14 protein-coding genes are annotated in these 12,742 nt (G+C 60.6%); 9 read left to right on the top strand and 5 right to left on the bottom strand.

Annotated features, from left to right (window positions below; translation table 11 throughout):
- The first annotated feature begins 5 nt into the window (after positions 1 to 5).
- The 6 genes from pstA to LJX92_RS26500 all read left to right on the top strand — a co-directional run bounded on the left by pstA (position 6) and on the right by LJX92_RS26500 (position 5,387).
- On the top strand, positions 6 to 1,676 hold the full coding sequence (gene pstA, locus LJX92_RS26525) for a phosphate ABC transporter permease PstA (RefSeq protein WP_228309135.1): 1,671 nt from the start codon (positions 6 to 8) through the stop codon (positions 1,674 to 1,676).
- Positions 1,677 to 1,840: 164 nt separating this feature from the next.
- On the top strand, positions 1,841 to 2,674 hold the full coding sequence (gene pstB / locus LJX92_RS26520; RefSeq protein ID WP_005792533.1) for a phosphate ABC transporter ATP-binding protein PstB: 834 nt from the start codon (positions 1,841 to 1,843) through the stop codon (positions 2,672 to 2,674).
- Between the two features lie 70 nt (positions 2,675 to 2,744).
- The gene (gene phoU / locus LJX92_RS26515; RefSeq protein WP_017528598.1) at positions 2,745 to 3,506 is read left to right on the top strand and encodes a phosphate signaling complex protein PhoU; all 762 of its coding nucleotides are present in this window, start codon (positions 2,745 to 2,747) and stop codon (positions 3,504 to 3,506) included.
- Positions 3,507 to 3,673: 167 nt separating this feature from the next.
- Entirely contained in the window at positions 3,674 to 4,573 is a 900-nt protein-coding gene (locus LJX92_RS26510) for a response regulator (RefSeq protein WP_032878681.1), read from the top strand.
- Between the two features lie 186 nt (positions 4,574 to 4,759).
- A complete protein-coding gene (locus tag LJX92_RS26505; protein WP_005792530.1) occupies positions 4,760 to 5,083 on the top strand; it encodes a type II toxin-antitoxin system RelE/ParE family toxin in 324 nt (107 codons plus the stop codon).
- A 4-nt stretch (positions 5,084 to 5,087) separates the two neighbouring features.
- Positions 5,088 to 5,387: a helix-turn-helix domain-containing protein gene (locus tag LJX92_RS26500; RefSeq protein WP_228309134.1), complete on the top strand. Its 300-nt coding sequence runs from the start codon at positions 5,088 to 5,090 to the stop codon at positions 5,385 to 5,387.
- Between the two features lie 62 nt (positions 5,388 to 5,449).
- On the opposite strand, the gene LJX92_RS26495 is transcribed toward LJX92_RS26500, so the two are convergent.
- The 3 genes from LJX92_RS26495 to phoB all read right to left on the bottom strand — a co-directional run bounded on the left by LJX92_RS26495 (position 5,450) and on the right by phoB (position 9,028).
- Positions 5,450 to 6,790, bottom strand: a complete 1,341-nt coding sequence (locus tag LJX92_RS26495) for a hemolysin family protein (RefSeq protein WP_005792528.1) — start codon at positions 6,788 to 6,790, stop codon at positions 5,450 to 5,452.
- A gap of 180 nt (positions 6,791 to 6,970) precedes the next feature.
- Positions 6,971 to 8,257, bottom strand: coding sequence for a phosphate regulon sensor histidine kinase PhoR (phoR, locus tag LJX92_RS26490; protein WP_236648093.1), 1,287 nt, complete (start codon positions 8,255 to 8,257; stop codon positions 6,971 to 6,973).
- Positions 8,258 to 8,338: 81 nt separating this feature from the next.
- A complete protein-coding gene (gene phoB / locus LJX92_RS26485) occupies positions 8,339 to 9,028 on the bottom strand; it encodes a phosphate regulon transcriptional regulator PhoB (RefSeq protein WP_005792526.1) in 690 nt (229 codons plus the stop codon).
- Between the two features lie 154 nt (positions 9,029 to 9,182).
- Between phoB and LJX92_RS26480 the strand changes: the two genes are divergently transcribed.
- The gene (locus LJX92_RS26480) at positions 9,183 to 9,566 is read left to right on the top strand and encodes a hypothetical protein (protein WP_228309133.1); all 384 of its coding nucleotides are present in this window, start codon (positions 9,183 to 9,185) and stop codon (positions 9,564 to 9,566) included.
- Between the two features lie 108 nt (positions 9,567 to 9,674).
- On the opposite strand, the gene ubiA is transcribed toward LJX92_RS26480, so the two are convergent.
- Both ubiA and LJX92_RS26470 read right to left on the bottom strand, forming a co-directional pair.
- Complete coding sequence (gene ubiA / locus LJX92_RS26475) at positions 9,675 to 10,565, bottom strand: 4-hydroxybenzoate octaprenyltransferase (RefSeq protein WP_032878684.1); 891 nt, start codon at positions 10,563 to 10,565, stop codon at positions 9,675 to 9,677.
- Positions 10,565 to 11,128 (bottom strand): chorismate--pyruvate lyase family protein, encoded by a 564-nt coding sequence (locus tag LJX92_RS26470; RefSeq protein WP_228309132.1) that lies wholly within the window; start codon positions 11,126 to 11,128, stop codon positions 10,565 to 10,567. Before LJX92_RS26470 ends, ubiA begins: the two co-directional genes overlap by 1 nt.
- A 195-nt stretch (positions 11,129 to 11,323) precedes the next feature.
- On the opposite strand from LJX92_RS26470, the gene LJX92_RS26465 reads away from it, so the two are divergent.
- Positions 11,324 to 11,491, top strand: a complete 168-nt coding sequence (locus LJX92_RS26465; protein ID WP_002555879.1) for a rubredoxin — start codon at positions 11,324 to 11,326, stop codon at positions 11,489 to 11,491.
- A gap of 36 nt (positions 11,492 to 11,527) precedes the next feature.
- Positions 11,528 to 12,676 carry an NAD(P)/FAD-dependent oxidoreductase gene (locus LJX92_RS26460; protein ID WP_032878686.1) on the top strand — a complete coding sequence of 383 codons (1,149 nt, stop codon included), beginning with the start codon at positions 11,528 to 11,530 and terminating at the stop codon, positions 12,674 to 12,676.
- Positions 12,677 to 12,742 lie beyond the last annotated feature (66 nt).

The raw sequence follows: 12,742 nt of genomic DNA, 5'->3' as shown, positions 1-12,742 counted from the left end.
AGTCTGTGAAACAGAACTCCCTGAATGGATGGTTCAAGAGCGGCGCCCCAGGCGTCTGGATCAGCGGTGGCGCGGTGTCCATCGCGGTCATCATGACCATTGGTTTGCTGTCTGTGATTGCCGTGCGTGGCCTGGGCCACTTCTGGCCGGCCGACCTGATCCAGGCCAACTACAACGTGCCGGGCCAGGCCAACCACATCGTGATCGGCGAAGTGGTGCAGAAAGAAGAAGTGCCGCGTGAGCGCCTCAAGAGCGCCGGCCTGCCGGTGCCGGACCAGGGCCCGGAATTCATGACCCGCGAGCTGATCAAGGTCGGCAACCGCGACTTGAACGGCAACGACTTCACCTGGATCGTCGGCGAATGGTTGAAGGACCAGACCAAGCCGGCCAACCTGATGGCCATTGAGCGTCGTGAGTGGGGCAACTTTTACGGCACCCTGGTCAACGTCAAGCAGGACGGCAAGGTCATCGCTGAAGGCGAGGCCGCATGGCCAGAGCTGCAAGCTCGCGTGGACCGTGTCAACAAGCTCGCCGCCCAGCTCAAGACCCTGGAAAAAACTGATATCGGTGCGATCAACGCCGGCCTGGAACGCATCCGCCTGCACGGGCGCAAACTGGAACTGGAAGGCAAGCTCGACGCCGCCGCCCAGGCCGATATGGATGCCGACCGCGCCGAACTGAATGCCCGCTACCAGGACATCGAGGCGCGCCTGGCTGACCTGCACGCTCAGTTCAACCGCGACGCCCTGACTGCCCGCGACGGCAACGGCAAGGAAGTGGAGATCGGCATCGGCAAGGTGGTGCACGCCTACCAGCCTAACGCCATGGGCACCCTGACCAAGATCGGCTTCTACTTCAGCAAGGTCTGGGAATTCCTCAGTGATGACCCACGGGAAGCCAACACCGAAGGCGGGATTTTCCCGGCCATCTTCGGCACCGTGATGATGACCCTGATCATGGCGATGATCGTGACCCCGTTTGGCGTGCTGGCGGCCGTGTACCTGCGTGAGTACGCCAAGCAGAACACTCTGACGCGGATCATCCGTATCGCCGTGAACAACCTGGCGGGCGTACCGGCCATTGTCTACGGCGTATTCGGCCTGGGCTTCTTCGTCTATGTACTGGGTGGTTCGGTTGACCGCCTGTTCTTCGCCGAAGCCCTGCCGGCGCCGACCTTCGGTACTCCGGGCCTGCTCTGGGCCTCGCTGACCCTGGCGCTATTGGCGGTGCCGGTGGTGATCGTGGCCACCGAAGAAGGCCTGGCGCGCATTCCTCGCACGGTGCGTGAAGGCTCCCTGGCACTGGGCGCGACCAAGGCGGAAACGCTGTGGAAGATCGTGCTGCCGATGGCCAGCCCGGCCATGATGACCGGCATGATCCTCGCCGTGGCCCGCGCCGCCGGCGAAGTGGCGCCGCTGATGCTGGTGGGCGTAGTGAAGCTGGCTCCGTCGCTGCCGCTGGACGGCAACTATCCGTACCTGCACCTGGACCAGAAAATCATGCACCTGGGCTTCCATATTTATGACGTCGGCTTCCAGAGCCCTAACGTCGAAGCCGCAAGGCCGCTGGTGTACGCCACCGCGTTGCTGCTGGTGCTGGTGATCGCCACGCTCAACCTGTCGGCGGTGTGGATCCGTAACCACCTGCGCGAAAAATACAAGGCGCTGGACAGCTAACACGGCCCCCTGTGGGAGCTGGCTTGCCTGCGATGCAGACGACGCGGTGTATCAGTAAGACCGCAGTGATGCCATCGCAGGCAAGCCAGCTCCCACAGACACAGAATTTGAGTAAGCCGCCCCGGCGGTTCAACGAAACGAATTGGTAGCACAGGGAGCATCCCATGCAACACGAAAACCAACCTCACGGCATCAACATGTCTGCCCTGGGTCGCGACAAACAGAGCCTGAGCCTGGCCCAGGAAACCGTGGCCATCGAAGTCCCGGGCCTGAGCCTGTACTACGGCGAAAAACAAGCGCTGTTCGACGTCAGCATGAACATCCCCAAGCAGCGCGTGACCGCCTTTATCGGCCCGTCCGGCTGCGGCAAGTCGACATTACTGCGCACGTTCAACCGTATGAATGACCTGGTGGACGGTTGCCGTGTGGAAGGTGCGATCAATCTCTACGGCACCAATATTTACCGCAAGGGTGAAGACGTGGCCGAGTTGCGACGCCGGGTGGGGATGGTGTTCCAGAAGCCCAACCCGTTCCCCAAGACCATTTATGAAAACGTGGTCTATGGCCTGCGCATCCAGGGCATCAACAAGAAGCGCGTCCTCGACGAAGCGGTTGAATGGGCTCTCAAGGGCGCCGCGTTGTGGGACGAGGTCAAGGACCGTCTGCACGAGTCGGCACTTGGCTTGTCCGGCGGCCAGCAGCAGCGTCTGGTGATCGCCCGTACCATCGCCGTAGAGCCGGAAGTGCTGCTGCTCGACGAACCGTGCTCGGCGCTCGACCCGATCTCGACCTTGAAAGTCGAAGAGCTGATCTACGAGCTCAAGTCCAAGTTCACCATCGTTATCGTGACCCACAACATGCAACAGGCGGCGCGGGTTTCGGACTACACCGCGTTCATGTACATGGGCAAGCTGGTGGAGTTCGGCGATACCGATACCCTGTTCACCAATCCGGCGAAGAAGCAGACCGAAGACTACATCACCGGTCGCTACGGCTAGGAAGCTGTGGTTCTGATTGCACTGACGCTGCGGTTCTCCGCACCTTACCGGACGCTCCAAGGACGCCAACATGATTAGCAAAGAAGGCCTTACCCATCACATCTCCGCGCAGTTCAACGCCGAGCTTGAGGAAGTGCGCAGCCACCTCCTGGCGATGGGCGGGCTGGTGGAGAAGCAAGTCAACGATGCCGTCACCGCGCTGATCGAGGCCGACTCGGGCCTGGCCCAGCAGGTGCGCGAGATCGATGACCAGATCAACCAGATGGAACGCAATATCGATGAAGAGTGCCTGCGCATTCTTGCTCGTCGCCAGCCGGCGGCCTCGGACCTGCGTTTGATCATCAGCATCTCCAAGTCGGTGATTGACCTGGAGCGCATTGGCGACGAAGCCACCAAGATCGCCCGGCGTGCCATCCAACTGTGCGAAGAAGGTGAAGCGCCACGCGGTTATGTGGAAGTGCGCCATATCGGCGACCAGGTGCGCAACATGGTGCGCGATGCCCTCGACGCGTTTGCGCGTTTCGATGCAGACCTGGCGTTGTCGGTGGCTCAGTACGACAAGGTCATCGACCGCGAGTACAAGACCGCCTTGCGTGAGCTGGCCACCTACATGATGGAAGATCCACGCTCTATCTCGCGGGTCTTGAGCATTATCTGGGTGCTGCGCTCCCTGGAGCGGATCGGCGATCACGCGCGTAATATCTCGGAACTGGTGATCTACCTGGTGCGCGGCACCGACGTTCGGCACATGGGCCTCAAGCGCATGAAGGCCGAAGTTGAAGGCTCCGCCGATCAAACGCCTAATGTTCCAGGCGAACCTGACGATAAGTAAGGTTGCCCGTGAAATTAACGCCCGGCCATTGGCCGGGCGTTTTCGTTTGTGGCAGCTGAATTTTTTGCGCGGGCGGCGAATAAAGTCCGAACGTGACTGCAAGGTTTTGGCAAAATGCCATCAGTCAGGCGTACTGCCAGCCGAGGTTTTTATAGGATGAAGGGTCGATGAGCAAAGTCAGTGTATTGGTGGTGGATGACGCCTCGTTTATTCGCGACCTGGTGAAGAAGTGCCTGCGCAATTACTTCCCCGGAATCAAGATCGAAGATGCGGTGAACGGCAAAAAGGCGCAATCCATCCTGATGCGCGAAACCTTCGACCTGGTGCTGTGTGACTGGGAAATGCCTGAGATGTCCGGTCTTGAGCTCTTGACCTGGTGCCGCGAGCAAGCGCATCTGAAGGCCATGCCGTTCGTGATGGTGACCAGCCGTGGCGATAAGGAAAACGTGGTTCAGGCGATCCAGGCCGGCGTTTCCGGCTATGTCAGCAAACCGTTCACCAACGAGCAACTGCTCAACAAGGTCAAGCAGGCCCTGCACAAGATCGGCCGCCTCGACGCACTGATCGCCAGCGCGCCGACCAAGATGAACTCGGCCTTCGGCAACGACTCCCTGAGCGCCCTGACCGGCGGCAGACCCGAAGCGGTCAAGCCGGCCCCGGTGGCGGCACCCAGTAAAGGTCTGCTCAACACCCCACCCGTGAAGGCCCCAGCAGCAGCGGCGCCGGCTGGCAGTCGCGGTCAGGGCCAGTTGCGCCTCGCAAGCGGCACTCAGCAATGCGTGATCAAGGCCCTGAGCATCAAGGAAGCGTTGCTGGTGGTAAAGCGCGGCGACGTCCTGCCTCAGGTACTGGAAAGCGCCGTGCTCGACCTTGAGCAGGGCGACAACGCCGAAGTCGCACGCCTCAACGGCTACCTGCATGCCATCGTCGCCTACGAGCCCAAGCCCGACAGCGACTGGTTGCAACTGACCTTTCGCTTTATCGACCAGGATGCGCAGAAGCTGGACTACATCTCGCGCCTGATTGCGCGCGGTACGGCGCAGAAGCATTTTGTGCCGGGTGCCTGATGGCCTGACTCAAGCAATCGACCGGTTGTCTGATTCCTGCTGGATGGCTTGATTTATATCTGTTCCGATATAGGCTCTCGATAACGCTTCAGTGTTGTCGAGCCTTTGCTATGCCTTGAAACACAGCTGCACCGCCTTTGGTTGAGTCGTCGATTACGCTTTTTCTTTCCAGGAAAGGAGAAGTCAATGCCAAGGCACAAGGATGTGGTGTTTCTAGGAAGCTCGCTCAAGGATCTCAAGGATTTTCCTCTCGACGCCCGAAGGGCAGCCGGTTTTCAGTTGGATCTGTTGCAACAGGGTGAGCAGCCCTTCGATTGCAAGCCGATGAAAACGATCGGGAGGGGCGTCAATGAGATTCGGATCACTGAAGAGTCGGGAGCGTTTCGAGTGTTCTACGTGGTCAATCGGCCTGAAGCTGTCTATGTGCTGCACGCGTTGCGCAAGACCACACGGAAAACCGAAGGGCGGGATATCGAATTGGCGCGTGCCAGATTGCAGGAATTAGGTTAAGCCCATGACAAATCAAATGTTACATACCGAACGTTTCAACTCTGTGTGGGATGCTCTGGAGGACACGCCAGCGCAAGCCGCCAATATGCGCCTACGCTCAAAGCTGCTGTTGGAGTTGTGCAACACCATTCGTAGCTGGGAGCTGTCCCAGAAGGATGCGGCGCTAAGGCTGGGTATCAGCCAGCCTCGCCTGAACGACGTACTTAACGGCAAGATCGACAAGTGTTCTCTTGATGCGTTAGTCAATCTGTCGGCCGCGGCGCAGATGAATGTGGATATCTGTTTCAACGCGCTGCCTGCGTGACGATCGTTTAGGTCGTCACGACGCTTGGGATACTGCCCAATTTTGCATTGGGCAATCGAAGGTCAGTCCAGCAGCAAGACCTTGGCCAGTACTATCTTGGGCCCTTTCATCTTCTTGATGATGATCCGCAAGCCTTCCACTTCCAGCACTTCCTCTTCTTCCGGCACGCGCTTGAGGGTGTCGTAGATCAGGCCGGCCAGGGTTTCGGCTTCGATGTGGTCCAGGTCGACGCCCAGCAGGCGTTCGACTTTGAACAGCGGCGTGTCGCCACGTACCAGCAGTTTGCCGGGCTGGTAGGCGAGGATGCCGCGCTCGGCCTTGCGGTGTTCATCCTGGATATCGCCCACCAGTACTTCCAGCACGTCTTCCATGGTCAGGTAGCCGATGATCTTGCCGTCGGCTTCCTCCACCAGGGCGAAGTGCGCGCCGCCTTTGCGGAACTGCTCCAGCAGTTGCGACAACGGCATGTGCCGCGAGACGCGTTCCAGCGGGCGGGTCAGTTCGGCCAGGTTGAAGGATTCGGGAATATGGTCCAGGGCGGCCAGTTCCAGCAGCAGATCCTTGATGTGCAACAGGCCCACGAACTCATTGCGCACCGCGTCATACACCGGGTACCGGCTGAATTTGTGGCGACGGAACAGCGCAAGAATCTCTTTGAGCGGGGCGTTGAAGTCCAGGGTCACCAGGTCTTCCCGGGAGTTGGCCCAGTCCACCACTTCCAGTTCGCCCATTTCCACCGCAGAGGCCAGTACGCGCATACCTTGGTCGCTCGGGTCCTGGCCACGGCTGGAGTGCAGGATCAGTTTGAGCTCTTCGCGGCTGTAATGGTGCTCATGGTGGGGGCCAGGCTCGCCTTGGCCGGCGATGCGCAGGATGGCGTTGGCGCTGGCGTTGAGCAGGTAGATGGCCGGGTACATCGCCCAGTAGAACAGGTACAGCGGCACTGCCGTCCATAGCGACAGCAGCTCGGGCTTGCGAATCGCCCAGGACTTGGGCGCCAGCTCACCGACCACGATGTGCAGGTAGGAAATCACGAAGAAGGCGGCAAAGAACGACACGCCCTTGATCACTTCCGGCGACTGCACGCCGATTGCGCCCAGCATTGGCTCGAGGATGTGCGCAAAGGCCGGTTCACCGACCCAGCCCAGGCCCAGGGACGCCAGGGTGATACCCAGCTGACAGGCCGACAGGTAGGCGTCGAGCTGGCTGTGTACGGTGCGCAGGATCTGCCCGCGCCAACCGTTCTTGTGGGCGATGGCCTCGACCCGCGTGGCGCGCAGTTTGACCATGGCAAATTCCGCCGCAACGAAGAAACCGTTGAGCAGTACCAGGATCAGTGCAAAAAGAATCATGCCGAAATCGGCGAAGAGTGTAGCGAGGGTAATGCCAGGGGAAGGGTCCATGATGGGGTTTTGCAGGTTCCGTGTGTTCAATAAGGGATGACAGGTGAGCCTGAAAGGCAGGCGCAAGTCGGCCAATGTAGCGGCTGACGGGCCGCTTGCCTAGTGCCCGCTGCCGGGCGGGGCAAGGAACCTGTTCTCCAAAAGCATACAAATCCAATGTGGGAGGGGGCTGTATTTGAGTTATTCATCATTGTCGATCACTGGCGAACGCGTCACCTGCGTTGTTGGAAAATGGCAGGTAAACGTACTGCCATGCCCCAGCACGCTGCTGATTTCCAGGCGTGCCCGATGGCGCAACAACACATGCTTGACGATGGCCAGGCCGAGCCCCGTGCCGCCGGTGTTGGAGTTGCGGCTGGAGTCAACGCGGTAGAAGCGTTCGGTGAGGCGCGGCAGATGCTTGGCGTCGATGCCGATACCCGAGTCCTGCACGCTCAGGTGCGCGCCCTGTTCGTCGGCCCACCAGCGAATACGAATATTGCCCTTGTCCTGGGTGTACTTCACCGCGTTGAACACCAAATTGGAGAACGCGCTGCGTAACTCGCCCTCACTGCCCTTGAGCAGCACCGTTGGGTCGGCTTCCAGGGTGATCTGCTGGCCGCGTTCACCGGAGAGCGCCTGGGCGTCATTCTTGATGGTGTGCAGCAGGCTTTGCACTGCCACCGGGTGGTTATCCGAGGGGTAATCGGTGGCTTCAAGCTTGGCCAAAAGCAGCAAGTCGTTGAGCAGGGTCTGCATCCGCGAGCCTTGCTGCTGCATCTGCTGCAGGGCGCGGCTCCAGCGCGGGTTGATCTCGTCGACGTTGTCCAGCAGCGTCTCCAGGTAGCCGCAGATCACCGTCAGCGGTGTGCGAAGCTCGTGGGAGACGTTGGCGACGAAGTCCTTGCGCATCTGTTCAAGCTGATGGATGCGGGTCACATCACGCACCAGCATCAAGTGCTCATTGTTGCCATAGCGCGTCAGGTACAGCTGGATGCGTACGCGGTCGTTGGTGGGCGACGGGATTTCCAGGGCTTCTTCGTAGTTGTCCTGCTCGAAGTATTCCTTGAAGCGCGGGTGGCGCACCAGGTTGGTCACCGGCTGGCCGCTGTCCTGTGGCGTCTTGAGACCCAGCAGGGTTTCGGCGGCGCGGTTCCACCATTCCAGGTTGCCGTCGCTGTCGAGCATGATCACGGCGTCCTTGAGCGCCGCGGTGGATTCCTGCACCCGGTCGATCACCGCTTGCAGGCGCCCGCGTACCCGTTGGTCGCGGCGTTGCAGGTGGTAGATGCTGTCGAACACCTCGCCCCACAGGCCATAGCCATCGGGCGGCGCCTCGTCGGGTTTGTGCTGGCGCAGCCATTCATGCAGGCGCAGCAATTGTTTGAGGGTCCAGCCCAGGTACAACGCGATGCCGGCGGCCAGGCTCCAGCCGTAATAGCCACTGATCAGCCCGACCAGCAGGCAAGCAGTGATCAACAGAAGCATGTGGCGGATCAGGGTGCCATGCCAGTTCTGGTTCACTTAAACATGCGTCCTTGTCAGCTGTTAAGGGAGGAAGGGGCTGGCTCAGCTTTTGGTGGAAAACCGATAGCCGGTGCCGCGCACGGTTTGTACCAGATTCTCGTACGCGTCGCCCAAGGCTTTGCGCAAGCGGCGGATATGCACGTCCACGGTGCGCTCCTCCACATACACATTGCCGCCCCACACCTGGTCCAGCAATTGGCCGCGGGTGTAAGCGCGCTCCTGGTGGGTCATGAAGAATTGCAGCAATCGGTATTCGGTCGGGCCCATCTCGGCGGGCTTGCCGTCGATGGTCACGCGGTGGCTGATCGGGTCCAGAATCAGGCCGTCGACTTCGATCGGCGCTTCGCCATCGGTCGGGCCGGCACGGCGCAATACGGCTTTGAGGCGCGCCACCAGCTCCCGAGGGGAAAAAGGTTTGGTGATGTAGTCATCGGCGCCCACTTCCAGGCCCTGGATCTTGTTGTCCTCTTCACCCTTGGCGGTGAGCATGATGATTGGGATATCCCCGGTCAGTTCGTCACGCTTGAGGCGCCGGGCCAACTCGATGCCGGAGGTGCCGGGCAGCATCCAGTCGAGCAGGATCAGGTCCGGCTTGCGGTCGACGATAATGGCGTGGGCCTGCTGGGAGTTTTCCGCCTCCAGGCAGTCATAGCCGGCCATTTCCAACGCAACGGCGATCATCTCGCGAATGGGCGCTTCGTCGTCAACAATCAGAATGCTCCTGCCAACCATGCTCAAAATCCTCTTGTCATTTAACTGTCTTGCGCCGCATTAGATAACGGAATTATTGCAGTCGTGTGACAGTAATTTAGTCGCTTGGGCAATTCAGGGCACTCTGGACTACCCTTTGGGTCCGAATCCTGACAACCACAAAAGGAAGGTTCCGATGACTTACAGCACGATTTCCTGGAAAGCCCTGCTGCTATCCGCAGCCTTGGCGCTGCCAGGCCTGGCGTTTGCGGCAGAGCCTGCGATGACTAAAGAAGGGATGTTGGTGGATCACAAGGGCATGACGCTCTACACCTTCGACAAGGACGCCAATGGCAAGTCCGTGTGCAAGGACCAGTGCGCGACCAACTGGCCGCCGTTGAAGGCCGAGTCCACCGACACCACGACTGGTGACGGTGATTGGACGGTGATCACCCGCGACGACCAGACAAGCCAGTGGGCCTACAAAGGCAAGCCTGTCTACACCTACAAGGACGACAAGAAAGCCGGTGACAAGACCGGGGATGGCAAGGGTGGCGCCTGGCACATCATCAAGCCTTAAGTCTGCGGCGCTGCTGAATCCATCGGGGGCAAGCCCCCTCCCACACTTGAATGCATTCACACATCAAAATGTGGGAGGGGGCTTGCCCCCGATGGCGTCAGTCCTGCACTACCGAACCGCGTAATCCACCACAATCCCGACAAAAATCGCCAACCCCGCCCAATGGTTATGCAAGAACGCCCTGAAGCACTTCATACGGTCCCTGTCCCGGGTGTACCAGAACTCCCAGGCAAAACAGCCCGCCGCCGCCAGCAACCCCAGTTGGAACCAACCCCCCAGTTCAAACCGCGTGCCGGCCAGCAACAGGCACACCAGCGACAGCCCTTGCAGGGTCAGGATGATCACGCGATCAGCATCACCAAACAGAATGGCGGTGGATTTCACCCCGATCTTCAAGTCGTCATCACGGTCGGTCATGGCGTAATAGGTGTCGTAGCCCACGGTCCACAACAGGTTGGCGATATACAGCAACCACGCGGTAGCGGGCAGATGGCCGGTCTCGGCGGTAAACGCCATCGGCATGCCCCAGGAAAACGCCGCGCCCAGCACCACCTGCGGGTAGTAGGTGTAGCGCTTCATGAACGGGTAGCTGGCCGCCAGCGCCAGGCCGCCCAGCGATAGCAGGATAGTGCTGGCGTTGGTCAGCAGCACCAGCAGGAAACTGACACCCATCAGCACGGCAAAAAACACCAATGCCTCTTTCGAGCTGATCTTGCCGCTCACCAGTGGGCGTTGCTCGGTGCGCTTCACATGGCCATCGACCTTGCGGTCAGCCCAATCATTGATCACGCAGCCACCGGCGCGGGTCAGCACCACGCCCAACACGAAAATCACGATATTAAGCAGCGACGGCGAGCCCTCGCCAGCAATCCACAGTGCCCACAATGTCGGCCACAGCAACAGGTAGATGCCAATGGGCTTGTCCATGCGCGTCAACTGAATGAAATCCCAGGCCCTGGGGTTCAGGCGGTTCAAGGACTTGAGCAGACGTTGATACATCAGCAGTTCTCCGGATGGTCATGCAGCGCGTGCCAGAAACTCGGCAGGAAGACTTCTGCCACCAGCACGCTCAGCGCGCCGCGATCGAAGCGAGAGCGGCGCGCCCACAAACCGTCGATCTGGTCCGCTGCCGGCAGCCATGGGCGAGGGTAATGGCACACTTCGATGGCCTGGCGGGTAAAGGCGCGGTCGCAGAACAACAGCTCCCCCAGCGAGCGACTGCCCAGCTCGTCCATGTGCAGCCCGTCGCCCTGCAAGGCACTGCGCGCCGCCACGCTGCGGGCAAACACCCACGGCTGGTCATGCCCACGCAGGTACACCTCGCGCACCCAGCCGATGCTGGCCGGGGCCAGGCCCAGGGCGGCACATTCATCGTCGCGCAATAGCTGCCAGCCTTCGAACAGCGGCGTCACGCTGAAACCGTCGTTGGACAGCCCTGTCAGCCGTCGCGTCAGCGAGCCTTCGTCAAACAGCCAGTTGAGGGTCAAGGGCGTGGGCAAGGGACTCAGAAGGCTCTGGGTCAGCCATTGGCAAGCATCGGAAGGGGCGATTGAGTGCGGCACGGTGAGTCAGTATTGGCAGCAAAAGAGGCGGCGAGCTTACCATGGCACCCTGAACTTTTGCCGCGCCAAACCGGCCGTTTGCGTCGATCGTGCTTGCATCTGCCGGCCTCGATCAGTACAAAACGCCCTGAGCCGTGCGGCAACGCTGGATCCATCGACCGCCGGCCAACATGCCTGGACTTGAGGAAGCACGTAATGAAGAAGTGGCAATGTATCGTCTGTGGCTTGATCTACAACGAAGCGGACGGCTGGCCGGATGACGGAATTGCTCCGGGCACGCTGTGGCAAGACGTCCCGGAAGACTGGCTGTGCCCGGACTGCGGCGTGGGCAAAATGGATTTCGAAATGATCGAAATCGGCTAATTCTTAGTTTAAGACACGTACTACAAGGAGAAAGGAATGAACGCACCCGTCGTGATCATCGGCACAGGGTTGGCCGGTTACAACGTAGCCCGGGAGTTTCGCAAGCTCGACAGCGAGACCCCATTGCTGCTGATCACCGCGGATGACGGGCGCTCCTACTCCAAGCCCATGCTCTCCACCGGCTTTGGCAAGAACAAGGAAGCCGATGGCCTGAGCATGGCCGAACCCGGCGCCATGGCCGAGCAGCTCAAGGCCGAAGTGCGCACCCATACACGTGTCAGCGGCATCGACGCAGGCCACAAGCGCCTGTGGATCGGCGAGGAAGCGGTGGCCTACCGCGACCTGGTCCTGGCCTGGGGCGCAGAAACCGTGCGCGTACCGGTTGAAGGCGATGGGGCTGAACTGATTTTTCCGATCAACGACCTGGAAGACTACGCGCGCTTTCGCGCCGCGGCTGCCGGCAAACGTCGCGTGTTGTTGCTTGGCGCTGGCCTGATCGGCTGCGAATTTGCCAACGACCTGATCCTCGGCGGCTATGAAATCGACCTGGTCGCACCCTGTGAGCAGGTCATGCCGACCCTGCTGCACCCGGCGGCTGCCGCAGCGGTGCAAGCCGGGCTGGAAGGCATCGGCGCGCGTTTCCACCTGGGCCCGGTGCTCAATCGCCTGCAACGCACGGCTGATGGCCTTGAGGCGCACCTGTCGGACGGTGATGTGATCCACTGTGACCTGGTGGTGTCCGCCATCGGCCTGCGTCCTCGTGTAGACCTGGCCGCCGCCGCCGGCCTGCAAATCAATCGCGGGATCATGGTGGACCGTCACCTCAAGACGTCCCACGCCAACATCTACGCCCTGGGCGACTGCGCCGAGGTCGACGGCTTGAACCTGCTGTACGTGATGCCACTGATGAGCTGCGCCCGTGCCCTGGCGCAAACCTTGGCCGGCAACGCCACGGCGGTGAGCTATGGGCCTATGCCGATCACCGTGAAAACCCCGGTCTGCCCGCTGGTGGTGTCACCTGCGCCGCGGGGCACCGAAGGTGTGTGGAGTGTCGAAGGGCAGGGCGCCGACATCAAGGCCCTGTGTCGCGACGCCAGCGGCCGCCTGCTGGGATACGCGCTGACCGGCAGCGCCGTCATGGAAAAACTGGCCCTGAACAAAGAACTTCCGCCATTGCTGGCGTAAATGCCAGCTGTTCTGTCGGAATCAGCACCGTTTCGCCTGTAGAAAGGTCGCCGGGAGACTGGCGGA

Source organism: Pseudomonas sp. HN8-3, from assembly GCF_020790195.1.
In the GTDB taxonomy this organism is placed as follows: domain Bacteria; phylum Pseudomonadota; class Gammaproteobacteria; order Pseudomonadales; family Pseudomonadaceae; genus Aquipseudomonas; species Aquipseudomonas synxantha_A.
Note: the sequence above shows the minus strand (reverse complement) of the source record. Positions and strands in the feature narration are given on the sequence as shown.

What these genes read in the sequence shown, in the direction of transcription:
- ubiA (WP_032878684.1), bottom strand. Translation starts at nt 10,565, where the DNA reads ATGTATCAACGTCTGCTCAAGTCCTTGAACCGCCTGAACCCCAGGGCC.
- phoB (WP_005792526.1), bottom strand. Translation starts at nt 9,028, where the DNA reads ATGGTTGGCAGGAGCATTCTGATTGTTGACGACGAAGCGCCCATTCGC.
- LJX92_RS26510 (WP_032878681.1), top strand. Translation starts at nt 3,674, where the DNA reads ATGAGCAAAGTCAGTGTATTGGTGGTGGATGACGCCTCGTTTATTCGC.
- phoU (WP_017528598.1), top strand. Translation starts at nt 2,745, where the DNA reads ATGATTAGCAAAGAAGGCCTTACCCATCACATCTCCGCGCAGTTCAAC.
- LJX92_RS26495 (WP_005792528.1), bottom strand. Translation starts at nt 6,790, where the DNA reads ATGGACCCTTCCCCTGGCATTACCCTCGCTACACTCTTCGCCGATTTC.
- LJX92_RS26480 (WP_228309133.1), top strand. Translation starts at nt 9,183, where the DNA reads ATGACTTACAGCACGATTTCCTGGAAAGCCCTGCTGCTATCCGCAGCC.
- LJX92_RS26505 (WP_005792530.1), top strand. Translation starts at nt 4,760, where the DNA reads ATGCCAAGGCACAAGGATGTGGTGTTTCTAGGAAGCTCGCTCAAGGAT.
- pstB (WP_005792533.1), top strand. Translation starts at nt 1,841, where the DNA reads ATGCAACACGAAAACCAACCTCACGGCATCAACATGTCTGCCCTGGGT.
- phoR (WP_236648093.1), bottom strand. Translation starts at nt 8,257, where the DNA reads ATGCTTCTGTTGATCACTGCTTGCCTGCTGGTCGGGCTGATCAGTGGC.
- LJX92_RS26500 (WP_228309134.1), top strand. Translation starts at nt 5,088, where the DNA reads ATGACAAATCAAATGTTACATACCGAACGTTTCAACTCTGTGTGGGAT.
- LJX92_RS26465 (WP_002555879.1), top strand. Translation starts at nt 11,324, where the DNA reads ATGAAGAAGTGGCAATGTATCGTCTGTGGCTTGATCTACAACGAAGCG.
- LJX92_RS26460 (WP_032878686.1), top strand. Translation starts at nt 11,528, where the DNA reads ATGAACGCACCCGTCGTGATCATCGGCACAGGGTTGGCCGGTTACAAC.